Here is a 23194-nt window from a genome sequence, read left to right as displayed (position 1 = left end):
GCTAGCGCACCGCGCGCAATGCGCTGGTGAAGCGTGGCAGGACGCGGCCCAGCACTTCGGCGATGTAGCTCAGGAACAGCGTGCCCACCGAGCTTTTGTAATGCTGCGGATCACGGCTGGCGATGGCCAGCACGCCATGCAAACCTTGATGACTGAGGGCAACCACGGCGGTGGAGCCGATCTGCTGGCGCTGCTCGGCGCCAAACAGGAAGTCCAGTTCATGCTCGCGCAAGGTGCCGCTGATGGTCTTGCCTTCGGACAGCAGGCCGCCAATCGCGGTCTGGGCATCGCTGCCGCTGACCCAGCGACCCACCGGCATCGGGTTGTCGCTGAACAGGATCAGGCTGACAAAGGGCACCTGGAAGTCCTGGCGCAGGCTGTCTTCGACGGCGATCACCGCTTCTTCCAGGCTGGCGGCGTCCATCAGGGTCAGGACCAGGCGGCGAGTCTTGTCGAACAGGCGGTCGTTGTCGCGGGCCACATCCATCAGCTGCGAGAGCCGATGGCGCATTTCGATATTGCGCTCGCGCAGGATCTTCATCTGCCGCTCCACCAGCGACACGGTATCGCCGCGCTGGTGGGGAATACGCAGGGCCGGCAGCAGTTCTTCGTGTTCGACGAAGAAGTCCGGGTTAGCCTCCAGATACGCCGCAACGGCTGCGGCCTCCAGACTTTCGCTTGGGGATGCTTGCGCGGGTACTTGAGGCTTATCAGTCATTAGATTTGCTCACTCATAGACGGACCTGTCCTTCGTAGACGCGGGTGGCCGGGCCGGTCATTTTCACCGGTTGGCCGGGGCCTGCCCATTCGATGGACAGGCGTCCACCGGGCAGGTCGATCAGCAGCGGCGAATCCATCCACCCCTGGCTGATCGCGGCCACGGCAGCGGCGCAGGCGCCGGTACCGCAAGCCTGGGTTTCGCCGGCACCGCGTTCCCAGACGCGCAAGAGCGCACGGGAACGGTCGATGACCTGCAGGAAACCCACGTTAACCCGCGCCGGAAAGCGCGGGTGGTTTTCGATCTTCGGCCCCAGTTCGTGAACCGGTGCGCTGTTGATGTCATCCACCCGCAGCACGGCATGGGGGTTGCCCATGGACACGGCAGCCAGGTTGACGGTCTTGCCGTCCACATCCACCGCATAGCTCAGGGCTTGCTCGGTGGCCTGGAACGGAATGTCCGCCGGCACCAGCCGTGGCGCGCCCATGTTGACGCCGATCTGGCCGTCGCTGCGAATATCCAGCTCGATGATGCCGCTTTTGGTCTCGACGCGAATCTGCCGCTTGGCGGTCAGGCGCTTGTCCAGGACAAAACGGGCGAAACAGCGGGCACCATTGCCGCACTGTTCCACTTCGGAGCCATCGGAGTTGAAGATCCGGTAACGGAAATCCACTTCCGGGTTACTCGGCGCTTCCACCAGCAACAATTGGTCGAAGCCGACACCGGTGTGCCGGTCGCCCCACAGCTTGGCGTGCTTGGGCAGGATGTGCGCGTGCTGGCTGACCAGGTCGAGGACCATGAAGTCATTGCCCAGCCCGTGCATCTTGGTAAAACGCAGCAACATGACCTTACTCCGGCAGCAGGCTTTCGCCAGCAAACAACTCGGCTACCGTCTCGCGGCGACGCACTTCAAACGCTTGATCACCGTCCACCAGCACCTCGGCGGTACGCCCGCGGGTGTTGTAGTTGGAGCTCATGACAAACCCATAGGCACCGGCCGAATGCACGGCCAGCAGGTCGCCTTCTTCCAGGGCCAGCTGACGTTCCTTGGCCAGGAAGTCGCCGGTCTCGCAGATCGGGCCGACGATATCGTAGCTGCGGCCTTCGCCTGCGCGTGGCTTGACGGCCGTCACATTCATCCAGGCCTGGTACAGCGCCGGACGGATCAGGTCGTTCATCGCCGCGTCGACGATGGCGAAATCCTTGTGCTCGGTGTGCTTGAGGTACTCGACCTGGGTCAGCAGCAGGCCGGCGTTGGCGACGATGTAGCGGCCCGGCTCGAACATCAGCGTCAGGTCGCGGCCTTCGAGGCGCTCGCGCACGGCCTTGATGTAGTCGGACACCAGCGGCGGCTCTTCATCGCGATAACGCACACCCACGCCGCCACCGAGGTCGATGTGGTGCAGGTAGATGCCGCACTCGCCGAGGCGGTCGACCAGCGCCAGCAGGCGGTCGAGGGCGTCGAGGAACGGTGGCAGGCTGGTCAGTTGCGAGCCGATATGGCAGTCGACACCCAAGACTTCCAGGTTCGGCAACTGCGCGGCGCGGATGTACACGTCCTCGGCGTCGGCAATGGCGATGCCGAACTTGTTCTCTTTGAGACCGGTGGAAATGTACGGGTGAGTGCCGGCGTCGACGTCCGGGTTGACCCGCAGGGAGATCGGCGCGCGAACGCCCATCTCGGCGGCCACCACTTGCAGGCGCTCCAGCTCGTCGGTGGATTCGACGTTGAAGCAGTGCACGCCAACTTCCAGGGCGCGGCGCATGTCTTCGCGGCTCTTGCCGACACCGGAGAACACAATTTTGTCAGCCTTGCCGCCGGCGGCCAGTACACGCTCAAGCTCGCCCCGGGACACGATGTCGAAACCGGCGCCCAGGCGCGCCAGGACATTGAGTACACCCAGGTTGGAGTTGGCTTTTACGGCGAAGCACACCAGGCTCGGCGTGCCTTCCAGCGCATCGGCAAAGGAGCGGTATTGCGCTTCGATGTGGGCACGGGAGTACACGTAGGTCGGGGTACCAAAGCGCTCGGCGATGGCGGACAACGCGACACCTTCCGCGAACAGCTCGCCGTCCCGGTAGTTAAAAGCGTCCATGATGTTCCCTTAGTAGGTGTCGTGCTTGTGCGCTTTGGTTTGCGACGATTGCGCCTGTTCATTCGGGTCTTTGCTGTCATCGGGCAGATACAGCGGGCCTTTTTGACCACAGGCACTAACGAGGCAAGCGACCGCGACGAGCGCAGCAAGGGAAGAGATCAGGCGCTTCATGGCGAAATCCTTGAATATGCATTAATTGCGCCCGAGTATACCGACCACCCGCCGGATTGCCTATGCGCCGAAATACCCGTCCGGCGGGGCTTTGCCGAGTTTGTCGCGATTGTGCTTACACCAATCGAGGATAATTCACACGGCTGTGGGTAATGAAATCGGTATCCTTTGCAATCATGATGGCGCGTCCGTATTGTGCGGCGCTTGAGCGAGACCAGACACTTTTCGAGGTTCCCACAATGAGTTTGACCGAAGCCCGTTTTCACGACCTGGTGGATGCGACCCAGCAAGCGCTGGAGGATATTTTCGACGACAGCGGTCTGGATGTGGACCTGGAGAACTCGGCCGGTGTGCTCACCGTCAAGTTTGAAAATGGCACCCAATTGATTTTCAGCCGCCAGGAGCCCCTGCGTCAGCTATGGCTGGCGGCGCGTTCCGGTGGTTTTCACTTCGATTACGATGAAGAAGAAAAACGCTGGACCCACGACACCACCGATGAGCTGCTGAGCGAAATGCTCGCGCGCCTCACCCAGGAACAAGCCGGCGTCGAGCTGGACTTCGACGAGATCTGATCGTGACGCAGCCCGTTCCCGTACGCCCGCCCAAGCCGCTGTTCAGCAATGTCAGCCCGGCGGTGCCGTCACCTTGTATCAGTTTATGTCGGCTGGATGAGCACAAAGTCTGCCTCGGTTGCTTCCGTCATGTGGAAGACATCCGCGAATGGCGCTCTGCCGACGATGCGCGACGCCGCGTTATCGTCGCACAGGCCGAGCAGCGCAGGACCTGCGCCTGAGGCCGTCTTGTTTATTTATTGTGCTGTGGTAGTGTCCGGATACACCTCAACTCATCGAGGTCCGTGAGAACCCCGCCTTTTCCTGGCGGGGTTTTGCTTTTTTGTGCAGAAAAAAGGAGTCTGCCTGAATCATGACCGCACCTTCCATCATCCTCACCCGTCTTGACGTGCAGCGTCTTGAGCAACTGATCGACCGTGTCGGCGAGGCGTCGCCGGGCGTTGAAGCCCTGCAACACGAACTCGACCGCGCCGAAGAAGTGGTTGGCCACGATGAAGTGCCTGCATCTGTCGTGACCATGAACTCCAGCGTGCATTGCCGTGAACAAGGCAGTGGCAAGGACTATCACCTGACCCTGGTCTACCCCAAGGACGCGAACGCCGACGAAGGCAAAATCTCGATCCTGGCGCCGGTGGGCAGTGCATTGCTGGGCCTGCAAGTCGGCCAGCACATCGACTGGCCAGCACCGGGTGGCAAGACCCTCAAGCTTGAATTGCTCGGCGTCGAAGGCCAGCCGAAAGACGGTGGCGCCTTTCCTCTCTAAACCTGGTTCAGCGCTTCATTGAGCGCCAGTTCCAGATCAGCCTTGTAGCGCAGGTACAGATTGCTCGGGCTTTGAACATCACCGAGCAGGCCGGACAGGTCCAGATCGGTGATGTAGCAGCGGTAACGCTCGGCTTCCCGGCGTTGCCCGACGATTTGCTGGGCGACCACCGCAAACAGTTGGTCGCCAAATTCCAGCTCGGAAAACTCCCGTTGATTGCAGTACAAGGTGATCCCCACCTGGCCCGGTGCTGCCTTGCCGATAATCGCCTGCACGTCGTAGAACGGCTTGTTGGCCGGGGTTTGCGGCGCTGGGCGCGGTTCGGCCCGCCGTGCACGGCCGCTGCCTGACGGCAACAGCTGGTAATACAGGATTTGCACCGCGCCGAAGGGCTGTTGCGGATCCAGCGGCAGCAGCGCGTCGCGGCGATAAATGATCGACTGCAGGAAGCGCTGCAACGGCACCAACAGGCTTTGCTCGTCGTGGAACGGCAGGCGCTGCTGCCAGAGCGCGTTGAACTCATCCAGCACGTACAGCTCGGCAACTCCGTCGCTGATCCGGTAGAACACCTGCACACAGTCGGGCAGGCCCATGGGCAGCAGCAGCGCCAGGTCGTGGTCTTCCAGGGCCATGGTGTCCAGGTGCAGCGGGCTGTAGCTGGCCAGTTCCTCAGTGAGGTAGGCGATCAGCGCGTCCTGGGTCGCCAGTGACACATGGTTGGCCTGGCCGGGTGTCAGCTCCATCACGTGGTAGTGCTGTTGCACCTGCACCAGGTAGCGGTGGTTTTCCTGGCCCAGCAGCAGGTTTTGCGCGGTGTCGAAGATTTCCTCCACGCGCTGGGCAATGAACTGCGCGCGGTTGTGGCAGAAACAGCGCACCCGCAAGCGCGGCAAGTGATTGGGCGGTAGCTGATTGAGGTAGTCGCGCAGGCAATCGAGCAGCGCGTGGGGGCCGTCATAGCGGCTGACCATCACCTCGTTCCAACTGTTGAGCGTGACCTGGTCCAGGGTCAGCACCAGGTTTTCCCGTACGCCCGCGTAACTCAGGGAGTCGGTGCGCTCGGTGGTCATCAGGATGTTCAGGTCGCGATGATGCTTGAGCGGGTCGACGCCGACGTTGATCAGCAGCAGCACTTCCTCGGGCACTGCCGAGCGCAGCAGGCGGTCTTCATCGACGCTGGCCAGGGGCAGGACGACGGTTTGTTGTAGGCTGCCCAGCAGGTTGAACAGCTCGAATTCGGTCATGTCACTGCTGCCGGGATGCAGCGCCAGGCGGGTACTGCTGTCGATCACGCCGTTGCGGTGGCACCAGGTGAGCATTTCCAGCAAATCGCGGCTGCGCTTGATCGGCGCGAAGTGCTCCCATTCCAGAGCGGTCAGGCTGCCGTTGTACAAGCCCCAATGATGCTGGCCGGGCTCTTTGCGGTTGGGCGACTGCACCAGGGTCAGGGTGTCTTCGGCAAGGTCGGGCGCAATGCCGGGGTTGATGAACTCGACCTTGCCGGCCTTGCGCTCGAAGGCGGCGTACAGGCGCCGGCCCAGCACATTGAGATCGCGCTTGTTGATCAGGCTGACGGTCTGTTCGGTGCGGGCAAACTGGGTCAGGAAGCGATAGCTGTAGTTCAGCTCGTTGACCAGCGCCCGGCGCTCGGAGGCTACCTGGCGGACTTTCCATTGGCTGCGGCTGTCCAGCAGGGCCAGTTGGCGCTGGTCCCAACCCCATTCGCTGGCCAGGCGCTCCAGCAGCAAACGCTGCCACCCGGTGCGCTGGCCCGCGCTGAGCTTGCGGTTGACCTTCAGGTACAGGCTGCGCCGCACCAGTTCCAGGCGTTCCGGCTCATTACGGGCCTTGAGGTACTCCTCGATCCGGCGGTAGACGACGATGTACGGGTCCAGTTCGTCCAGGTCCAGCTGATTGGCAAACACAGCGCGCTTGAAGCGCAGGCTCAGGCACTGCACCTTCGGGTGCTCGCTGGCGTAGACCTCGGTCAGCAGGAGTTTCAGTACTGATTTGTAGGGCGATTCGATGCCCTTGAACAACTGCCACAAGCCGGCACCGATAAATTCACCCGGCGGGATGTGCGCCAGGTGGCCCAGGTCGAGGGTTTCATCGGCGCGAATAAAGCGTTTGGAAATCAGCGCGTGGGTGAAGTCGGCATAGCGGGTTTCTTCGTACACCGGCACCAGCCACCAGATCGGCGTGCGCCCGGCCAGCCAGATGGCGGTGCGGTAGAACTCGTCCAGCAGCAGGTAATGCTGGCTGGTGCCGCAGTCTTCTGAACTCAGTTGGGTGTCGCGCTCGCCCTGGATAAACCGTGTCGGCTCGATCAGGAAGAAGTGCGCCTCGGCGCCCATGCTCAGGGCCCAGGTTTCGAGCAGTTGGCATTTCTTGCGCAACTCGGCCAGCTCGTTCTCGCTGAGATCGGCCGCATGGCAGACCCACACGTCCATATCACTTTGATCGGCCTGGGCCAGGGTGCCCAGGCTGCCCATCAGGAACAGGCCATGAATCGGCCGCGGTGGGTTGCCGTGGCGGGGCTTGTAGGAAAACGTGCGGGTCAGGCGCTGGGCCTCGGCCAAGGCTTGCGCGTCGGGTTCAAAATTCGACAGGCCGGCCGGCGTGCTGCCCGACACATAGCCCGGCAACAGCGGGTGATTCACGTGGAAAAACAGCGGCAGCAGGGTCAATACGCTTTGCTGGCGTGGTGTCAGTCCCTCGACGGCCCGGGCCATGCGGCCTTCGTTCAGGGCCAGAAACCGCGCGCGTAACTGGGCCAGCACCTTGCGGTCGATGCCTTCGTCCAGGTCGGGGCGGATTTCGTGGGTGCGGGTCATGTCGAACTCGGTGGCTCGCAGGGCCCGACGTGGGCGGCCGTGTGGGAGTTTACAGCCAGTAGCGTAGGAGGTTTAGAGGGAATTTGTTTTTGACGCCGGAATTTTATCCCGGGCGCGGGAATGCCCGCGGAATCCGTGAAAAGAGGATCCCGTGGGCGATACGAGGTGTCAGGCGGCTTCTTTGGCGGTCGTCAGAATAGTCAGCAGGCTTTGTGCGTGTTCGGCAGCGTCCCGGCCGAGGCTGGTGAGGTAACCACCGTCTGGCTGGTCGATCAGGTCTTTATCAAACAGGCGCCGGGCGGCGGCAATGGCAGTGGGAGCGGCAGTCTGATGAACTTTCAGACCTTCCTGGGAGCTGCCCAGGTTGAAGAGTGCAAGGATTTCCAGTTCGGCAACCAACTCAGGGGTATACGACATAAGGACTCCAGACTTTCTAGGAATTTTTAGACGTTAGCAGCCATAAGGTGAACGCACTTGGGCGAGCTGTCCAGTCGGAACTCATGCGGTGTTGATGTGGGGCAGGATTGTGGCCAGCAAGAGTTTGCTGGCCAGCGCGGTGTGAGGCTTATTGCTTCTCGGGTGGCAGCTCCGGCAGCGCACGCAACGCAGTTTCATACCATTCGGTATTGAAGGCGCGATCTTCTTCGAGCAGCGCGTCAATTTCGATGGCGAGGACGTGGGCCATCATTTGCAGGATGTCTTCGCGCTCGTAGCCCACCAGGGTCAGCTTGTTGAACGTGGCCTTGGCGGCGGGCGGGTTGTCGCTTTCGATCTGGTTTTCGATCGCTTCAATCAAGGTGGTCTCGGCGAACTCTTCTTCGTCGTTGTCGATATCGGTTGGCTCGCTCATGGCAGGCTCCTGGAGGAAAGGGCGCCAGTCTACCCCCATTCACTCGGCTGATGCTGCTGGCCAGGCGCGGCCTCCCGATCTATAACCACTGCTGCCAACCCCATACACGGCCTGGAGGCTTTGTGATGCTCAAGCTTTATGGATTTTCGGTCAGCAACTACTACAACATGGTCAAACTGGCGCTGCTGGAGAAAGGGCTGCCCTTCGAAGAGGTGCCGTTCTACGCAGGCCAGACCCCTGAAGCCTTGGCCGTGAGCCCGCGGGGCAAGGTGCCGGTGCTGGGTGTCGAGCAAGGGTTTATCAACGAAACCAGCGTGATCCTCGAATACCTCGAACAGACCCAGGGCGGACGATCGCTGCTGCCGAGCGAGCCGTTCCAGCGCGCCCAGGTGCTGGCGTTGTGCAGGGAAATCGAGCTGTACATCGAGTTGCCGGCCCGGGCGTGTTTTGCCGAGGCGTTTTTCGGAATGCCGGTGCCGGAGGCGATCAAGGAAAAGTCCAGGGCGGAGTTATTGCTGGGGATCGCATCGCTGGGGCGGCACGGGAAGTTTGCGCCGTATGTGGCGGGGGACAGTTTCACGATTGCGGATTTGTATTTTGTGTACAGCGTGGACCTGGCCTGTGCCGTGGCCGGGAAGCTGTTCGGGCTGGATCTGTTGGCTGAGTTGCCGAAGGCCAAGGCGTTGCTGGAGCGCTTGCAGGCGCTGCCGAATGCCCAGCGGGTGGCGGCGGACAAGGAAGCAGCGATGCCGGCGTTTATGGCGATGGTTGCTGCGAAGAAATAAAAACTGCTTTTGTGGCGAGGGAGCTTGCTCCCGTCGGGCAGCGGAGCGGCCCCAAAATGGGACTGCTGCGCAGTCCAACGGGAGCAAGCTCCCTCGCCACAGGTTCAGTGTTTGCCCTTGTTTGCAGGGGTACTTACCTTTGGGTTAGCGGCTGGCGAGCAATGCCTGGCCGCGAACCACGGCAGCCTTCACCTGCGCCGGCGCAGTCCCGCCGATATGGTTACGGGCATTCACCGAGCCTTCCAGGGTCAGCACCGCAAACACGTCCTGCTCGATCTGGTCGCTGAACTGGCGCAGTTCTTCCAGGCTCATTTCCGCCAGGTCCTTGCCGGTGTCCACGCCGTACTTCACGGCATGCCCGACGATCTCGTGGCAGTCGCGGAACGGCAGGCCACGGCGTACCAGGTAGTCCGCCAGGTCTGTGGCGGTGGAGAAACCGCGCAGGGCCGCTTCACGCATGATGGCGTGCTTGGGCTTGATCGCCGGGATCATGTCGGCAAAGGCTCGCAGCGAGTCGCGCAGGGTATCGGCGGCGTCGAACAGCGGTTCCTTGTCTTCCTGGTTGTCCTTGTTGTAGGCCAGCGGTTGGCCTTTCATCAGGGTCAACAGGCCCATCAGCGCACCGAATACACGGCCGCTCTTGCCGCGTACCAGCTCCGGCACGTCGGGGTTTTTCTTTTGCGGCATGATCGAGCTGCCCGTGCAGAAGCGGTCCGGCAGGTCAATGAACTGGAATTGCGCGCTGGTCCACAGCACCAGCTCTTCGGAGAAGCGCGACAAGTGCATCATCGCAATGCTGGCCGCGGCGCAGAATTCGATGGCGAAGTCACGGTCCGACACGCCGTCCAGGGAGTTGCCGCCCACGGCGTCGAAACCCAGCAGCTGCGCGGTGTATTCGCGGTCGATCGGGTAGGTGGTGCCAGCCAGTGCAGCGCTGCCCAGAGGCATGCGGTTGGCGCGCTTGCGGCAGTCCACCAGGCGCTCGTAGTCGCGGCTGAGCATTTCGAACCAGGCCAGCAGATGGTGGCCGAAGGTCACAGGCTGTGCGGTCTGCAGGTGGGTGAAGCCGGGCATGATGGTGCCGGACTCACGCTCTGCCTGCTCCAGCAGGCCTTTTTGCAGGCGGGTGATTTCTGCCAGGATCAGGTCGATCTCGTCCCGCAGCCACAGGCGGATATCGGTAGCCACCTGGTCGTTACGGCTGCGACCTGTGTGCAGTTTCTTGCCGGTCACACCGATGCGGTCGGTGAGGCGGGCCTCGATGTTCATGTGCACGTCTTCCAGGTCGACGCGCCAGTCGAAGGTGCCGGCTTCGATCTCGCCACGGATGGTGGTCAGGCCGTCGATGATGCTGTCGCGCTCGGCGTCGGTCAGCACGCCGACCTTGGCCAGCATCGTGGCGTGGGCGATCGAGCCCATGATGTCGTGGCGGTAGAGGCGCTGGTCGAAAGTGACGGAGGCGGTGAAGCGCGCGACGAAGGCGTCGACGGGTTCACTGAAGCGGCCGCCCCAGGACTGGTTGGTCTTGTCGGTGCTCATGGATTCGCTCGTGATCTGCTGGAAAGAGGGCATGAAAGTGTGGCGCCGATAATAACAGGGTTGCCCCCGGAGGCGACGATGCCGGGGCGGGGCATTTTTATTTGTTTCCAAGATGGCTAAGTGCCTTGCCCCCGGACTCGCGCAGGACGAGACTGGAGCCAGGACCGATCGGGGGGGAAACTTGCGGTCCTTGGTCAAACAAAGCGTGTTTATTGAAACGATATTTGACGATTGAGCAATATCGTCTTCGCCAGCGTCTACAGTTGCACTGATAGAGCTTCGCGCTGACAGAAGGTGCACTGCACCAATGCCGGGCGATGAGGTCGAACTCCAGGCTATCCATTAGAGAGGGGGTGTTCGTATTGTGTATCAGCAAACCCTACGACGATGCCCGAAGGCAGCAGGCTTTGGGCGCGATTGAACAGGTCCGGGTAAATATTGGTGCCACTCTCGGGGCACTTTTTGCCGCTCGCGCTAGTCTTAGCGTGGATCGCCGTGACGGAAGTCACCGCACCTGTCTACGCTATCCTTGTGCGAGACTCACGCAGGAATCCAGCGCAATATGAATGTCCTGATCGTTGATGACGAACCCCAAGCCCGCGAGCGACTGAGCCGTTTGGTCAGTGAACTCGAGGGTTACAATGTCCTTGAGCCGAGCGCCACCAGTGGCGAGGAAGCCTTGGCCCTTATTGACAGCCTCAAGCCGGATGTCGTGTTGCTCGACATCCGCATGCCGGGCCTTGATGGCTTGCAGGTGGCTGCCCGCCTGAGCGAGCGAGAATCGCCGCCTTCGGTGGTGCTGTGCGCCTCCCAGGATGAGTTCTCTTCCGAGGCCCTGGATGCCAGCGGCGCCAGTTTCCTGGTCAAGCCGATCAATGCCGATGCGTTGCTTCGCGCCTTGAAAAAGGCCGAGCGTCCCAATCGTGTCCAACTGGCAGCCTTGACCCAGCCCGCAGCCCAGGGCGGCAATGGGCCACGCAGCCATATCAGCGCCCGTACCCGCAAGGGCATCGAGTTGATTCCCCTGGACCAGGTGGTCTACTTCATCGCCGATCACAAGTACGTGACCTTGCGTCACGAGGCTGGTGAAGTGCTGCTCGATGAGCCACTCAAGGCGTTGGAAGATGAATTTGGCGACCGCTTTGTGCGCATCCACCGCAATGCGCTGGTGGCCCGCGAGCGAATCGAGCGTCTGCAGCGCACGCCGCTTGGGCACTTTCAGCTGTTCCTGAAGGGCCTCAACGGTGACGCGTTGATCGTCAGCCGGCGCCATGTCGCCGGCGTGCGCAAGATGATGCAGCAGCTTTAGCCCGAGGGCTGACGCGAGCTTCACCGCCCATATCCCGGTGCGACGCGGCCAGGGAGGCCCCGCACTTGCTGATTCAAATCAAAGCGCATTTGCCTGAGCTGTTATTATCTGCCGTATCTATTCAGTACGGATTGATCCATGTCCTCTCGCGAAATCCGCATCGCCACCCGTAAAAGCGCCCTGGCCTTATGGCAGGCCGAATACGTCAAAGCACGCCTTGAGCAGGCCCATCCTGGCCTGAAGGTGTCCCTGGTGCCCATGGTCAGTCGCGGCGACAAGCTGCTTGATTCGCCATTGTCGAAAATCGGCGGCAAGGGCCTGTTCGTCAAGGAACTGGAAACCGCTCTGCTGGAGAACGAAGCCGACATCGCCGTGCATTCTATGAAAGATGTGCCCATGGACTTCCCCGAAGGCCTGGGCCTGTTTTGCATCTGCGAGCGCGAAGACCCCCGCGATGCCTTCGTTTCCAATACCTATGCCTCCCTGGATGAGCTGCCGCTGGGCAGCGTCGTCGGCACCTCCAGCCTGCGTCGCCAGGCGCAGTTGCTGACCCGCCGCCCGGACCTGCAAATCCGCTTCCTGCGGGGCAACGTCAATACTCGCCTGGCCAAGCTCGACGCCGGTGAATATGACGCGATCATTCTCGCGGCAGCCGGCTTGATCCGCTTGGGCTTTGAAGACCGCATCACCTCGGCCATCAGCGTCGAAGACAGCTTGCCGGCCGGCGGGCAGGGCGCTGTGGGCATTGAATGCCGCACCGCCGACAGCGAAATTCATGCGCTGCTCAAGCCGCTGGATCACCAGGACACCGAAATTCGCGTCACCGCCGAACGTGCCCTGAACAAGCACCTCAACGGTGGCTGCCAGGTACCGATCGCCTGTTACGCCGTGCTTGAGGGCGAGAACCTCTGGCTGCGTGGCCTGGTGGGCGACCCGAGTGGTGGGTTGTTGCTCACCGCAGAGATTCGCGGGCCGCAAAGCGAGGCCACCAGCCTGGGTATCAAGGTCGCCGAGGAACTGCTGGAAAAAGGCGCCGGTGCCATTCTGCAAGCGGTGTACGGCGAGGCCGGGCCGCAGTGATGCAATGGCGTGTGCTGCTGACGCGGCCTGCCGAGGAGTCGGCGGCTCTGGCGGCGACGTTATCCGAAGAAGGTATTTTCAGCAGCAGCCTGCCGTTGCTGGAGATTGAAGCGCTGCCTGTCACGCCTGAACAACAGGCGGTCTTTCGCGAGCTGGACCGCTATTGCGCGGTGATCGTGGTGAGCAAGCCGGCCGCGCGCCTGGGCTTGCAGTTGTTGGCTCAACACTGGCCGCAACCGCCGGCGTTACCGTGGTTCAGTGTCGGCGCTGCTACGGCGCAGGTGTTGGCCGAGCATGGCCTTGATGTCAGTTATCCCCACGACGGCGACGACAGTGAAGCCTTGCTTGAACTGGTCGCCTTGCGCGAGGCTATCTCGAAGCCCGGCGCCCGGGTGCTGATCCTGCGGGGCGAGGGCGGGCGAGAGCTGCTGGCTGAGCGTTTACGCGAGCAAGGTGCTAGTGTCGACTATCTGGAGTTGTATCGCCGTTTCCTGCCGGACTACGACCGTGCAACGCTGACCCAGCGCATAAACGTGGAACGCTTGAACGGCGTGGTGGTCAGCAGTGGGCAGGGTTTTTTACACCTGCAAGCGCTGGCCGGTACAGATTGGCCCCAGGTGGCACAGCTGCCGTTGTTCGTGCCCAGCCCGCGAGTCGCCGAGATGGCGCGTGCCGCTGGCGCGCAAGAAGTTGTGGATTGTCGTGGCGCCAGTGCCGCGGCTTTGTTAGTGGCGTTACGGAGTGTTTCCGTTCCCACTCTCTAATACGCAAAGGATGGATACGTGAGCGAAACAGCCTTGCCTAAAGATGAAGCTCAGCCCGCGCTTGATGCGCCTGTTGAGACACCGGTCACCACCGCCCCGCGCCGTGGCAATGGCCTGGCCATCGTGGCCTTGTTGCTCGGCGCCGCCGGCGTTGCCGCCGGTGGCTGGGGGATCTGGCAGGTCCGCGCACTGCAGGCGAGCAGCCAGCAACAGCTGGGCCAAGTGCAAACCCTGGACGACCAATCCCAGAGCCTAAAGCAGAGCCAGCAGCAGCTGTCGGCCCGCCTGGGGCAACTGCCCGGCGCCGATGAGCTGGAAGAGCGTCGCCGGCTGGTGGCGCAATTGCAGGGTGATCAACAACGTCTGAGCCAGCGCCTGGAAACGGTGCTGGGGGCCAGCCGCCAGGACTGGCGCCTGGCCGAGGCCGAGCACTTGATCCGCCTGGCCAGCCTGCGTCTTTCCGCCTTGCAGGACATCAACAGTGCCCAGGCACTGGTCCAGGGCGCTGACGAAATCCTCCGCGAACAAAGTGACCCTGGCTCCTACGCCGCCCGTGAGCAGTTGGCCAAGAGCCTCGCCGCGTTGCGCAATATCGAACAGCCCGACCGTACCGGGCTGTACCTGCAACTGGCGGCATTGCGCGATCAGGTCGTGCAGTTGGCGGCCATCGCGCCGGAATACCAACTCCCTGAAGCGGCCAATGATGGGCGTCCGACCACCGACACGGACAGCCGTTGGAGTCAGTGGTGGGCGCAGATCTCGCGGTATTTCCGCATCGACTTCAATCCTGATGACAACATTCGCCCGCTCCTGGCAGGGCAAGGCCTGAACCAGGTGCGCCTGGCCCTGAGCCTTGCACTTGAGCAGGCGCAATGGGCGGCGCTCAACGGCGAGCCGGCGGTGTACAGCCGATCCCTGGGCGAGGCTCGCAGCGTGTTGCAGGACAACTTCAATCAAGACAACCCGCAAAGCAAAGCCATGCTGGCCCGTATTGCCGAGCTTGAGCCCAAGGCCGTCTCGGTGGTCACGCCGGACCTGGCCGCGAGCCTGGCTGCCGTGCAGGCTTACCTTGACCGTCGCCACCTGTCTGCCGAGGAAGCCAAGGCTTCCGCTGGCAAGCCGGCGACCCAGGAGTAAAGCCGATGAAGCGCTTCTATGTGATCCTGGTGCTGGCGATTGCGATCGCCCTGGCACTGGCCGTGGGCATTTCGAAACATACCGGCTACGTGCTGATTACTTATCCCCATGTGCTGCATTACGAGTCCGGGCTGTGGTCGACGCTGGTGGCGTTGTTTGCCATCGGCCTGGTGATCTATTTGGCCAGGGTGCTGCTGGGCCTGGTGCTGACCTCGGGTGGCGTGGTCAATCCGTGGTCGCGGCGCAACCGCAGCCGTCGGGTCCAGGTTGCCATCGAGCAGGGCCAGATGGACCTCGCCGAAGGGCGCTGGGCCAGTGCCGAGCGTCACTTGCACCGTGCGGCCGAAGCCGAACGCCAGCCATTGCTCTACTACCTCGGCGCCGCCCGTGCGGCCAACGAACAGGGCCGTTATGAGGATGCGGATGGCCTGCTGGAACGCGCACTTGAGCGCCAGCCCCAGGCCGAACTGGCGGTAGCCTTGAGTCATGCGCAGTTGCAGATGGACCGCGGTGACACCGATGGCGCCCTGGTCACCCTGCAGGCCATGCATGAGCGTCATCCGCATAACGTCCAGGTATTGCGCCAACTGCAGCGGTTGTATCAACAGCGTGGCGATTGGTCTTCGGTAATCCGGCTGTTGCCGGAGTTGCGCAAGGACAAGGTGTTGCCGCCTGCCGAGTTGGCCGACCTGGAGCGACGCGCCTGGGGCGAGAACCTGACCCTGGCTGCCCAGCGCGAAGAGCAGGGCGAGGCCGGGCAGCAATCCCTGGAGCTGGCCTGGCAACAACTGACTTCGGCCCAGCGCCAGGAGCCGCAACTGGTGCTGGCGTACGCCGAACAACTGCGCCAGTTGGGCGCGGACGCCAAGGCCGAAGAAGTGCTGCGCGGTGCCCTCAAGCGCGAGTACGACAGTCATCTGATCCGGCTCTACGGGCTGCTGCGTGGCAGCGATCCGGCGAAGCAGTTGAAGTTCGCCGAAGGCTGGCTCAAGGACCATCCAGGCGATGCCAGCCTGCTGCTGACCCTGGGGCGCCTGTGCCTGCAAAACAGCTTGTGGGGCAAGGCGCGGGATTACCTTGAAAGCAGCCTTCAGGTGCAGCGCAACCCTGAGGCCTGCGCCGAGCTGGCACGCCTGCTGGCGCAGTTGGGCGACACCGAGCGCAGCAACCAGTTGTTCCAGGAAGGCCTGGGCTTGCTGGACAAGCGTTTGCTGGCGTCACCGCTGCCGGTGCCGGCACGGGTTTGAAGTAGGAAACAGAGTAAGGGTTGCCTCAGAATTGTCTGGTGGCCAACCCTTCAATAACGCCCAATAGCTGTAGTCAATACGGCTTGTAGTAAACTCCTACGTAGACGCGCGTTTAATCGCTCGCCTTCTGACGGGATATCCCTACGCTCTCGCGGAATCGTCTGCTCTGGCGCGTATTGAAAGGGGTAAGGTCTTTCCTCTACCGTAACTACCTATCTCTTGCGTTGCGGATAAACAATGTCTTTGGCCCCCTCACGCTCCCTGTTCCTCCTGGCGTTCCTGGCTGGTGCGCTGACGCTGGGCGCGTCCTTTTACCTGGAATACGCCGCGCTTTTGCGGCCTTGTTTCCTGTGCCAGGTGCAACGAATTCTTGTGGCTGCCTTCACGCTGATCAATCTCGTGGCAGCGATTCATGGGCCGAAGCGGTCCGGGATCTACCTGTATTGGGCGGCGAGCATGGGGTGTGCAGTGCTGGGCGCCATTACCGCCGTACGCCAGGTGCTGCTGCAAAATACGCCGCCGGAACAGTTGCCTGCCTGTTGGCCCGGCCTTCAATCCATGATCGAGAACCTGTCGCTGAGAGAGACGTTGGCCTTGATCTTCAAGGGCACCGTCGACTGCGTGGAAATCAACTGGACGCTGTTCGACTTGAGTATTCCCGAGTGGAGCCTGCTGTTCTTCGTAGCGATGCTGATCCTTGGCATCGCGCAGTTCTCGCGGTTGCTGCTGAGCCAGCGTTTTGGCCTTGCACGGCACTGACAGGTAACCGCAGGTTGTAGGAAGGGATTAAACACTTGTATGAACTTTCTCTCCTGCGTACCTTGATGACATAGTCGTGCGGGCATAATCTGGCCCGCACGCGTTATTGAAACAGACTGTTCGATGCACCTTTGCCCGGTTGCCGCTTTAACCTTGAAGTGTTGCGCGGGCAGCGTGCGGCGCCCCTATAGGGAAGAGAGATCATCATGCTGGAACGTTGTCAGAATGCTCAGGAACGCTGGGGTGGGGTGCACAAACTGATCGATGGTTGGTTGAAAGCGCGTCACGAACTGGTTCGGGCCTTTGATGCTCTCGGTGCCAAGCCCGAAGCGCTCAGCGAGAACCGCAAGCCGTTGCAGGAATTCTGCGGCGTATTGGTGGACTACGTATCGGCGGGGCACTTCGGTATCTACGAGCAGTTGACCAGAGAGGCCGAGGCTTTCGACGATCAACGTGGCCTCGATTTAGCGGAGACGATTTACCCGCGCATCGATGTCATCACCGAGAAGCTGCTGGCGTTCAACGACCTGTGTGATGCCGGCCAGTGCGTTGCAGAAAAATTCAAAGAGCTGGGTGGTTTGCTTCACGAGCGTTTCGAGCTGGAAGATTGCCTGATCGAAGTGCTGCACAACGCTCACAAGGAAGAGTTGACGGCTAAGGCCTGACTCCCCCCGACACAAGAAAACGGTGCGCATTGCGCACCGTTTTTCGTTTGGGCTCAGGCGCCCGCCTTGAGCAATTCGATCTCGAATACCAGCGGCGTATAAGGCGGGATCAGTTCGCCTGCGCCATCAGCGCCATAGGCTTGGTCGGATGGAATCACCAGGCGCCACTTCGCGCCCACCGGCATCTGTTGCAACGCGCTGCGCCAGCCACTGATCACACTGTCCAGGCGAAACCACTGAGGTTGTGTGCTCTTGTCGAAGACGGTCCCGTCGGGTAACCGCCCAACATAATTCACTTGCACGCGATCATCGGCCGCCGGTTTCTTCCCGCTGCCAGGGGTCAGTTCGGTCAGCAGGATGCCGTCTGCCAATTCACGCACACCACTTTTGGATTTCTCACTGGCTAAAAATTGTTGCTCGGCAGCGAGTGCCTTTTCACTTTGTGGTGCTCGATTGTCCGGCGCGTTTTGTGCTTCGTGCTGGGCAAGGATCTGTTCGATGCGTGTGTCGTCCAGGGCCAGTGACTTACCTTGATAGGCCTGTTTGAGTCCGTCGATCAGCGCCTCTACCTGCAACCCAGGCATCTCCTGGCGCAGGCGCTCACCCAGGCTCGCGCCCAGGCTGTAGGCCAGGTCGTGGTCATCTTTGGAGGGGGATTTCTCGCTTGCGTTGGCCACGCAAAGCACCACGCTCAACACTAAAAAAAGGTAACGCGACATGGGCGTTCTCCAGCCGAAAGTGCGATGGATTATGCCAGTGTGAATGCTTAAAAAGTGGCGTGGATTTTCGTTATATCAATAAGAATTTTCGTGCGGTGCAACGCAAGCCAATCGATACTGTCAACATGCCCTAGCGGCGGTAAGAGCAGAGGGCTAGTATGAGCCGCACCCACGTCAGCCAGGAGGTAAACCATGTCGGCCAAACAGAAGCCTGTAAATACCCCGTTGCATTTGCTCCAACAACTTTCGGGCAGCCTGCTCGAACATTTGGAAAGCGCCTGTTCACAAGCCTTGGCTGATGCTGAGAAGTTGCTCGCCAAGCTTGAAAAACAACGCGGCAAAGCTCAGGAAAAACTGCACAAATCCCGCACCAAACTGCAAGGCGCAGCGACCGCTGGCAAAGCCAAGGCACAAGCCAAGGCCAAGGACGCCGTCAAAGAACTTGAGGACTTGCTCGACGCCCTCAAGGATCGTCAATCCGAAACCCGCACCTACATTTCCCAACTCAAGCGTGATGCTTCCGAGAGCCTGAAATTGGCCCAGGGTGTTGGTCGTGTGAAGGAAGCTGTAGGCAAAGTGCTGAGCACCCGTGCTCCGGCTAAAGCTGTTGCAGCCAGCGCGGCGAAAAAACCAGCCAGCAAGGCCGTCGCTGCCAAGGCACCTGCAAAAGCTGCGGCCAAGCCTGCGGCAAAAGCACCGGCTAAATCGGCTGCCAAACCAGCGGCTAAAACTGCTGCTGCAAAACCAGCTGCCAAGCCAGCTGCTAAAACCGCTGCTGCAAAACCAGCTGCCAAACCAGCCGCTAAAACCGCTGCTGCAAAACCAGCTGCCAAGCCAGCCGCTAAAACCGCTGCTGCAAAACCAGCTGCCAAACCAGCCGCTAAAACCGCTGCTGCAAAACCAGCTGCCAAGCCAGCCGCTAAAACTGCTGCTGCGAAACCAGCCGCGAAGCCAGCTGCTAAAACCGCTGCTGCGAAACCAGCCGCGAAGCCAGCTGCTAAAACTGCTGCTGCGAAACCAGCTGCGAAGCCAGCCGCTAAACCTGCTGCTGCAAAACCTGCCGCGAAGCCAGCCGCTAAAACTGCTGCTGCGAAACCAGCTGCGAAGCCAGCCGCTAAACCTGCTGTTGCAAAACCTGCCGCGAAGCCAGCCGCTAAACCTGCTGCTGCAAAACCAGCCGCGAAGCCGGCCGCTAAGCCTGCTGCTGCGAAACCAGCTGCCAAGCCGGCCGCCAAACCTGCTGCTGCCAAACCAGCCGCTAAACCTGCCGCCGCCAAGCCAGCACCAGCCAAACCAGCTACTCCAGCTGCAAAGCCTGCGACCCCGGCTGCACCTGCTGCCAGTACCACAGCGCCAACCGCACCGGCCAGCAGCACGCCTGCACCGGCAGCGCCAAGCGTCACCCCAACCAGCGCTTCCTAAGTGCCGGTAACCGCGGCGCGCAGCTGATGCAGCGCGTCGTGGTCAAGGTTGGCGGCTTCGGCCGCCAGTCCTTCAACCCATGCTTGATGATTCACCTCGGCCATCGGCCAATGCTGCGCCACACCTTCCAGGCGTGATAGCAGCAGCCTTTCTGCATCCAATTCCAAAGCCTTGACCCACTCCCGTAACGCTCCCAGCTCAGCATCCTGCTGCGCCATGGCCCGCCATTGCGTGCGTACTTGCCGCAGCGGCTCAACCACCTCCGCCTGCCACGGCCCGGCGATCTGTCGCAGTGCCTGCAAGCGCGACGGTTGCGGCGCCACACCCCGCTGCTCCAGCCACAACCCGCACAACACCAGGCACACATCAGCCCCTTGCGCCTGCAAGCGCAGGCACGCGTCCTCGACGCCCGAGCGGGCGTAGGTCGAGAGGGCAAAGCTCCACAGGTCAGCGCACATATTCACACCCAAGCCAGCGGCCAACGAAGCTGGTAGACTCCGCCGCCATTATGATCCGACTTCAAAGCCTAACATTACAGCGTGGCCCGCAACGTCTTCTCGAAGACGCCGAGCTGACCCTGCACGCCGGTCACAAAGCCGGCCTGATCGGTGCCAACGGCGCCGGCAAATCCACGTTGTTCGCCTTGCTGCTGGGTGAGCTGACTCCCGACTCCGGGGATTGTCTGCTGCCGGCCGACTGGCGCATCGCCCATATGCGCCAGGAGATCGACACCCTCGACCGCATTGCGATCGACTACGTGCTCGATGGCGACCTGCGCCTGCGCCAGGTGCAACACGACCTGGCCGAGGCCGAGAAAGCCCAGGACGGCGCCGCACAGGCCCGCCTGCACTCGGAACTGGACAGCGCCGACGGCTACACCGCCGACGCGCGTGCGCGCAAGATGCTTGCCGGCCTTGGCTTTACCAACGAACAGATGGACCGCCCGGTCGCCGACTTCTCCGGTGGCTGGCGCATGCGCCTGAACCTGGCCCAGGCGCTGATGTGCCCCTCGGACTTGTTGCTGCTCGATGAACCGACCAACCACCTGGACCTCGATGCGATCCTGTGGCTGGAAGACTTCCTGAAAAGCTACCCGGGCACCTTGCTGCTGATTTCCCACGACCGGGATTTCCTCGACGCCGTGGTGGACAACATTGCCCACGTCGACCAGAAGAAAATCACCCTGTACCGCGGCGGCTACAGCGCCTTCGAACGCGCCCGTGCCGAACGCCTGGCCCAGCAACAGCAGGCCTACGAGAAGCAGCAGGCGCAGCGCGCGCACATGGAAAGCTATATTGCCCGGTTCAAGGCCCAGGCCACCAAGGCCCGTCAGGCCCAGAGCCGGATCAAGGCCCTGGAGCGCATGGAAGAACTGTCGGCGGCCCACGTCGATTCACCGTTCGACTTTGTGTTCCGCGAATCGGTGAAAATCTCCAGCCCGCTGCTGGACCTTTCCGATGCCCGCCTGGGCTATGGCGACAAGACCATCCTCGAGAAGGTCAAGTTGCAGCTCACCCCTGGCGCGCGGATCGGCCTGCTCGGCCCCAACGGCGCGGGCAAGTCGACCTTGATCAAAAACCTCTCGGGCGAATTGCAGCCCCTGGCCGGTCGCCTGGTGCGCGGTGAGAACCTGGTGGTGGGCTACTTCGCCCAGCACCAGCTGGATTCCCTCGACGCCAAGGCCAGCCCGCTGCTGCACCTGCAGCGCCTGGCGCCGACCGAACGCGAACAGACCCTGCGGGACTTCCTCGGTGGTTTCGACTTCCGTGGTGCGCGCATTGACGAGCCGGTGCTGAATTTCTCCGGTGGCGAAAAGGCCCGCCTGGCCCTGGCCCTGATCGCCTGGGACCGGCCAAACCTGTTGCTGCTCGACGAACCGACCAACCACCTCGACCTGGAAATGCGCCTGGCGTTGACCATGGCCCTGCAGGAATTCAGCGGCGCGGTACTGGTGGTGTCTCACGATCGCCACCTGCTCAAGAGCACCACGGATAACTTCCTGCTGGTGGCTGACGGCAAGGTCGAGGAATTCGACGGCGACCTGGAAGACTATGCCCGTTGGCTGTCGGACTACCGCCTGCGCAACGCGCCGGTCAGCAACACGCCGGTCAACCCGGACAAGACCGACAAGAAGGCCCAGCGCCAGGCCGCGGCTGCATTGCGTCAGCAACTGGCCCCGCACAAGCGTGAAGCGGACAAGCTGGAAGCCGAATTGGGCAAGATCCACGAGAAGCTGGCGAAGATCGAAACCAGCCTGGGTGACAGCGCCGTCTACGAGCCGGCCCGCAAGGATGAATTGCGCGACCTGCTGGCCGAACAGGCCAAGCTCAAGGTACGTGAAGTGCAGTTGGAGGAGACCTGGATGGAAGCCCTCGAACTGCTGGAATCCTTGCAAGCGGAGCTGGAGGCGCTGTCCTGATGGAAGCGCTGCAACTGCCACTGCCGGCCCAATGGATCGCGCCGATCTGGGTGGCCGTACAGATTCTGCTGATCCTGCTGGCCGGCTATCTCGCTCAGCGTTTCGTCGCCAAATGCCTGAACCGCCTGGGGGAACGTTATCCGTTCCCGCCGCAGTTGCTGATGCCGCTGCGCGGCGGCCTGCGCTGGCTGATCATGGGCAGCGCGCTGATCTTCGTGCTGGAGCGCCTGGGCGTCTCTGCCACGGTGTTGTGGACGGCGTTGTCGGGTTTTGTGGCGGTGGCCGCGGTGGCGTTCTTCGCCATGTGGTCGGTGTTGTCCAACCTGCTGTGCGCCATCCTGATCTTCACCGTCGGGCCGTTCCGCCTGGGCGATGTGGTCGAGTTGGTGGACACCGTCGACAAGCCCGGCGTCAAAGGCAGGGTGGTGGCGATCAACCTGCTCTACACCACGCTGATCGAAGTGGAAGAGGCCGGAACCGGCAGTGTCATGGTGCAAGTGCCCAACAGCCTGTTCTTCCAGCGCTCGGTGCGCCGTTGGCGCGGCAGCGACGTGCTGCCTTAACCTGTGGCGAGGGAGCTGCCTCGCCACAAAGGCGCACCCCAAAATTTTTCTAGCCATTTCTCAGCCGGCAGCGTTAGTTTAGAAACATTCAGCAAACTAAGCTCTGAGGTGTGTAATGGCGCTCGACACATGGCTGGCCTTTTTCCTGGCCAGTTGGATCATCAGTCTTTCCCCTGGCGCCGGTGCCATTGCGTCGATGTCCAGCGGCCTGCAATACGGTTTCCTGCGCGGTTACTGGAACGCCCTGGGCCTGCAATTGGGCCTGGCGATGCAGATTGCCGTGGTCGCCGGTGGCCTGGGGGCGATTCTTGCCGCATCCTCCACCGCGTTTTATGCGATCAAATGGTTTGGCGTAGCGTACCTGGTGTACCTGGCCATCAAGCAATGGCGCGCGCTGCCAACCGACCTGAGCGATGACGCGGCGATTCGCCCGATCGGCAAGCCGATGGCGATGATGTTCCGCGGGTTCCTGGTCAACGCCAGCAACCCCAAGGCCCTGGTGTTCATGCTGGCGGTGCTGCCGCAGTTCGTGAACCCGCAGGCGCCGCTGCTGAACCAATACCTGATCCTGGGCGCGACCATGATCTGCGTGGACATGATCGTGATGGCCGGCTACACCGGGCTCGCTTCGAAAGTGTTGCGGTTGCTGCGCACACCGAAGCAGCAGAAGCGCATGAACCGTACGTTTGCCGGGTTGTTTGTTGGTGCGGCGGGCTTTCTCGCAAGTCTGCATCGCGCAACGGCGTAACTGACGAAACCGGATCAAAAAATGTGGGAGCGGG

At 61.7% G+C, this 23194-nt stretch carries 25 protein-coding genes; 15 read left to right on the top strand and 10 right to left on the bottom strand.

Annotation, left to right across the window (positions count from 1 at the left end):
- Position 1: 1 nt before the first annotated feature.
- From HX801_RS16275 to HX801_RS16260, 4 genes are read right to left on the bottom strand one after another with little or no spacing between them, the layout of a single operon-like run.
- A complete protein-coding gene (locus HX801_RS16275; protein ID WP_003208796.1) occupies positions 2 to 718 on the bottom strand; it encodes a DUF484 family protein in 717 nt (238 codons plus the stop codon).
- Positions 719 to 731: 13 nt separating this feature from the next.
- A complete protein-coding gene (dapF, locus tag HX801_RS16270) occupies positions 732 to 1562 on the bottom strand; it encodes a diaminopimelate epimerase (protein WP_003208798.1) in 831 nt (276 codons plus the stop codon).
- A gap of 4 nt (positions 1563 to 1566) precedes the next feature.
- On the bottom strand, positions 1567 to 2814 hold the full coding sequence (gene lysA, locus HX801_RS16265; protein WP_008439346.1) for a diaminopimelate decarboxylase: 1248 nt from the start codon (positions 2812 to 2814) through the stop codon (positions 1567 to 1569).
- Positions 2815 to 2823: 9 nt separating this feature from the next.
- A complete protein-coding gene (locus HX801_RS16260) occupies positions 2824 to 2985 on the bottom strand; it encodes a lipoprotein (RefSeq protein ID WP_003208801.1) in 162 nt (53 codons plus the stop codon).
- A 239-nt stretch (positions 2986 to 3224) separates the two neighbouring features.
- Here HX801_RS16260 and cyaY point away from each other — a divergent pair, with 239 nt between their 5' ends.
- The 3 genes from cyaY (at position 3225) to rnk (ending at position 4320) form a co-directional block, all read left to right on the top strand.
- Positions 3225 to 3557, top strand: a complete 333-nt coding sequence (cyaY, locus tag HX801_RS16255; RefSeq protein ID WP_003208803.1) for an iron donor protein CyaY — start codon at positions 3225 to 3227, stop codon at positions 3555 to 3557.
- Between the two features lie 2 nt (positions 3558 to 3559).
- A complete protein-coding gene (locus HX801_RS16250) occupies positions 3560 to 3778 on the top strand; it encodes a DUF1289 domain-containing protein (protein WP_003208805.1) in 219 nt (72 codons plus the stop codon).
- Between the two features lie 131 nt (positions 3779 to 3909).
- Positions 3910 to 4320, top strand: a complete 411-nt coding sequence (gene rnk, locus HX801_RS16245; RefSeq protein ID WP_003208808.1) for a nucleoside diphosphate kinase regulator — start codon at positions 3910 to 3912, stop codon at positions 4318 to 4320.
- On the opposite strand, the gene HX801_RS16240 is transcribed toward rnk, so the two are convergent.
- From HX801_RS16240 to HX801_RS16230, 3 genes are all read right to left on the bottom strand, one after another.
- Entirely contained in the window at positions 4317 to 7154 is a 2838-nt protein-coding gene (locus HX801_RS16240) for a class I adenylate cyclase (RefSeq protein WP_177022378.1), read from the bottom strand. The two genes, rnk and HX801_RS16240, sit on opposite strands and share 4 nt — an antisense overlap.
- Before the next feature lie 168 nt (positions 7155 to 7322).
- Complete coding sequence (locus HX801_RS16235; protein ID WP_003208812.1) at positions 7323 to 7571, bottom strand: TIGR02647 family protein; 249 nt, start codon at positions 7569 to 7571, stop codon at positions 7323 to 7325.
- Between the two features lie 148 nt (positions 7572 to 7719).
- A complete protein-coding gene (locus HX801_RS16230) occupies positions 7720 to 8004 on the bottom strand; it encodes a hypothetical protein (RefSeq protein ID WP_003208814.1) in 285 nt (94 codons plus the stop codon).
- Between the two features lie 125 nt (positions 8005 to 8129).
- On the opposite strand from HX801_RS16230, the gene HX801_RS16225 reads away from it, so the two are divergent.
- On the top strand, positions 8130 to 8789 hold the full coding sequence (locus HX801_RS16225; protein WP_177022377.1) for a glutathione S-transferase family protein: 660 nt from the start codon (positions 8130 to 8132) through the stop codon (positions 8787 to 8789).
- Between the two features lie 144 nt (positions 8790 to 8933).
- Here HX801_RS16225 and argH read toward each other — a convergent pair whose 3' ends face one another.
- A complete protein-coding gene (gene argH / locus HX801_RS16220; protein ID WP_003208818.1) occupies positions 8934 to 10328 on the bottom strand; it encodes an argininosuccinate lyase in 1395 nt (464 codons plus the stop codon).
- Positions 10329 to 10890: 562 nt separating this feature from the next.
- Here argH and HX801_RS16215 point away from each other — a divergent pair.
- From HX801_RS16215 to HX801_RS16190, 7 genes are all read left to right on the top strand, one after another.
- Positions 10891 to 11637: a LytTR family DNA-binding domain-containing protein gene (locus tag HX801_RS16215; RefSeq protein WP_003208820.1), complete on the top strand. Its 747-nt coding sequence runs from the start codon at positions 10891 to 10893 to the stop codon at positions 11635 to 11637.
- 138 nt (positions 11638 to 11775) lie between these two features.
- Positions 11776 to 12717 (top strand): hydroxymethylbilane synthase, encoded by a 942-nt coding sequence (gene hemC / locus HX801_RS16210; protein ID WP_008439333.1) that lies wholly within the window; start codon positions 11776 to 11778, stop codon positions 12715 to 12717.
- Positions 12714 to 13481 carry a uroporphyrinogen-III synthase gene (locus tag HX801_RS32040; RefSeq protein WP_102604070.1) on the top strand — a complete coding sequence of 256 codons (768 nt, stop codon included), beginning with the start codon at positions 12714 to 12716 and terminating at the stop codon, positions 13479 to 13481. The genes hemC and HX801_RS32040 overlap by 4 nt, the downstream gene beginning before the upstream one ends.
- A gap of 18 nt (positions 13482 to 13499) precedes the next feature.
- Positions 13500 to 14618 carry a uroporphyrinogen-III C-methyltransferase gene (locus HX801_RS32035; RefSeq protein WP_003208826.1) on the top strand — a complete coding sequence of 373 codons (1119 nt, stop codon included), beginning with the start codon at positions 13500 to 13502 and terminating at the stop codon, positions 14616 to 14618.
- Between the two features lie 5 nt (positions 14619 to 14623).
- Entirely contained in the window at positions 14624 to 15865 is a 1242-nt protein-coding gene (locus HX801_RS16200; RefSeq protein WP_177022376.1) for a heme biosynthesis protein HemY, read from the top strand.
- 237 nt (positions 15866 to 16102) lie between these two features.
- Positions 16103 to 16624, top strand: a complete 522-nt coding sequence (locus tag HX801_RS16195; protein WP_003208831.1) for a disulfide bond formation protein B — start codon at positions 16103 to 16105, stop codon at positions 16622 to 16624.
- A 206-nt stretch (positions 16625 to 16830) separates the two neighbouring features.
- A complete protein-coding gene (locus tag HX801_RS16190; protein ID WP_003208832.1) occupies positions 16831 to 17289 on the top strand; it encodes an Rsd/AlgQ family anti-sigma factor in 459 nt (152 codons plus the stop codon).
- A 53-nt stretch (positions 17290 to 17342) separates the two neighbouring features.
- On the opposite strand, the gene HX801_RS16185 is transcribed toward HX801_RS16190, so the two are convergent.
- On the bottom strand, positions 17343 to 18008 hold the full coding sequence (locus tag HX801_RS16185) for an FKBP-type peptidyl-prolyl cis-trans isomerase (RefSeq protein WP_177022375.1): 666 nt from the start codon (positions 18006 to 18008) through the stop codon (positions 17343 to 17345).
- A 192-nt stretch (positions 18009 to 18200) separates the two neighbouring features.
- On the opposite strand from HX801_RS16185, the gene HX801_RS16180 reads away from it, so the two are divergent.
- Positions 18201 to 19430, top strand: a complete 1230-nt coding sequence (locus tag HX801_RS16180; RefSeq protein WP_177022374.1) for an AlgP family protein — start codon at positions 18201 to 18203, stop codon at positions 19428 to 19430.
- Here HX801_RS16180 and HX801_RS16175 read toward each other — a convergent pair.
- Positions 19427 to 19888: a TIGR02444 family protein gene (locus HX801_RS16175; protein WP_177022373.1), complete on the bottom strand. Its 462-nt coding sequence runs from the start codon at positions 19886 to 19888 to the stop codon at positions 19427 to 19429. The genes HX801_RS16180 and HX801_RS16175 overlap by 4 nt on opposite strands.
- A gap of 50 nt (positions 19889 to 19938) precedes the next feature.
- On the opposite strand from HX801_RS16175, the gene HX801_RS16170 reads away from it, so the two are divergent.
- The 3 genes from HX801_RS16170 (at position 19939) to HX801_RS16160 (ending at position 23160) form a co-directional block, all read left to right on the top strand.
- The gene (locus tag HX801_RS16170) at positions 19939 to 21849 is read left to right on the top strand and encodes an ATP-binding cassette domain-containing protein (protein WP_177022372.1); all 1911 of its coding nucleotides are present in this window, start codon (positions 19939 to 19941) and stop codon (positions 21847 to 21849) included.
- Entirely contained in the window at positions 21849 to 22412 is a 564-nt protein-coding gene (locus tag HX801_RS16165) for a mechanosensitive ion channel family protein (protein WP_008439307.1), read from the top strand. The genes HX801_RS16170 and HX801_RS16165 overlap by 1 nt, the downstream gene beginning before the upstream one ends.
- 115 nt (positions 22413 to 22527) lie before the next feature.
- Positions 22528 to 23160, top strand: a complete 633-nt coding sequence (locus HX801_RS16160) for a LysE family transporter (protein ID WP_003208844.1) — start codon at positions 22528 to 22530, stop codon at positions 23158 to 23160.
- Positions 23161 to 23194 lie beyond the last annotated feature (34 nt).

This window comes from Pseudomonas sp. G1002 (assembly GCF_013385455.1).
Classification (GTDB): domain Bacteria; phylum Pseudomonadota; class Gammaproteobacteria; order Pseudomonadales; family Pseudomonadaceae; genus Aquipseudomonas.
This window is presented reverse-complemented; position numbering and strand designations above follow the sequence as displayed.

Excerpts from the sequence above, each read along its gene's own strand:
- HX801_RS16230 (WP_003208814.1), bottom strand. The coding sequence starts at position 8,004 with ATGAGCGAGCCAACCGATATCGACAACGACGAAGAAGAGTTCGCCGAG.
- HX801_RS16225 (WP_177022377.1), top strand. The coding sequence starts at position 8,130 with ATGCTCAAGCTTTATGGATTTTCGGTCAGCAACTACTACAACATGGTC.
- HX801_RS16180 (WP_177022374.1), top strand. The coding sequence starts at position 18,201 with ATGTCGGCCAAACAGAAGCCTGTAAATACCCCGTTGCATTTGCTCCAA.
- HX801_RS16170 (WP_177022372.1), top strand. The coding sequence starts at position 19,939 with ATGATCCGACTTCAAAGCCTAACATTACAGCGTGGCCCGCAACGTCTT.
- HX801_RS16215 (WP_003208820.1), top strand. The coding sequence starts at position 10,891 with ATGAATGTCCTGATCGTTGATGACGAACCCCAAGCCCGCGAGCGACTG.
- HX801_RS16275 (WP_003208796.1), bottom strand. The coding sequence starts at position 718 with ATGACTGATAAGCCTCAAGTACCCGCGCAAGCATCCCCAAGCGAAAGT.
- argH (WP_003208818.1), bottom strand. The coding sequence starts at position 10,328 with ATGAGCACCGACAAGACCAACCAGTCCTGGGGCGGCCGCTTCAGTGAA.
- HX801_RS16165 (WP_008439307.1), top strand. The coding sequence starts at position 21,849 with ATGGAAGCGCTGCAACTGCCACTGCCGGCCCAATGGATCGCGCCGATC.
- cyaY (WP_003208803.1), top strand. The coding sequence starts at position 3,225 with ATGAGTTTGACCGAAGCCCGTTTTCACGACCTGGTGGATGCGACCCAG.
- HX801_RS16240 (WP_177022378.1), bottom strand. The coding sequence starts at position 7,154 with ATGACCCGCACCCACGAAATCCGCCCCGACCTGGACGAAGGCATCGAC.
- HX801_RS16195 (WP_003208831.1), top strand. The coding sequence starts at position 16,103 with ATGTCTTTGGCCCCCTCACGCTCCCTGTTCCTCCTGGCGTTCCTGGCT.
- HX801_RS16235 (WP_003208812.1), bottom strand. The coding sequence starts at position 7,571 with ATGTCGTATACCCCTGAGTTGGTTGCCGAACTGGAAATCCTTGCACTC.
- HX801_RS16175 (WP_177022373.1), bottom strand. The coding sequence starts at position 19,888 with ATGTGCGCTGACCTGTGGAGCTTTGCCCTCTCGACCTACGCCCGCTCG.
- rnk (WP_003208808.1), top strand. The coding sequence starts at position 3,910 with ATGACCGCACCTTCCATCATCCTCACCCGTCTTGACGTGCAGCGTCTT.
- HX801_RS16190 (WP_003208832.1), top strand. The coding sequence starts at position 16,831 with ATGCTGGAACGTTGTCAGAATGCTCAGGAACGCTGGGGTGGGGTGCAC.
- hemC (WP_008439333.1), top strand. The coding sequence starts at position 11,776 with ATGTCCTCTCGCGAAATCCGCATCGCCACCCGTAAAAGCGCCCTGGCC.
- HX801_RS16200 (WP_177022376.1), top strand. The coding sequence starts at position 14,624 with ATGAAGCGCTTCTATGTGATCCTGGTGCTGGCGATTGCGATCGCCCTG.
- lysA (WP_008439346.1), bottom strand. The coding sequence starts at position 2,814 with ATGGACGCTTTTAACTACCGGGACGGCGAGCTGTTCGCGGAAGGTGTC.
- HX801_RS16260 (WP_003208801.1), bottom strand. The coding sequence starts at position 2,985 with ATGAAGCGCCTGATCTCTTCCCTTGCTGCGCTCGTCGCGGTCGCTTGC.
- HX801_RS16185 (WP_177022375.1), bottom strand. The coding sequence starts at position 18,008 with ATGTCGCGTTACCTTTTTTTAGTGTTGAGCGTGGTGCTTTGCGTGGCC.
- dapF (WP_003208798.1), bottom strand. The coding sequence starts at position 1,562 with ATGTTGCTGCGTTTTACCAAGATGCACGGGCTGGGCAATGACTTCATG.
- HX801_RS16160 (WP_003208844.1), top strand. The coding sequence starts at position 22,528 with ATGGCGCTCGACACATGGCTGGCCTTTTTCCTGGCCAGTTGGATCATC.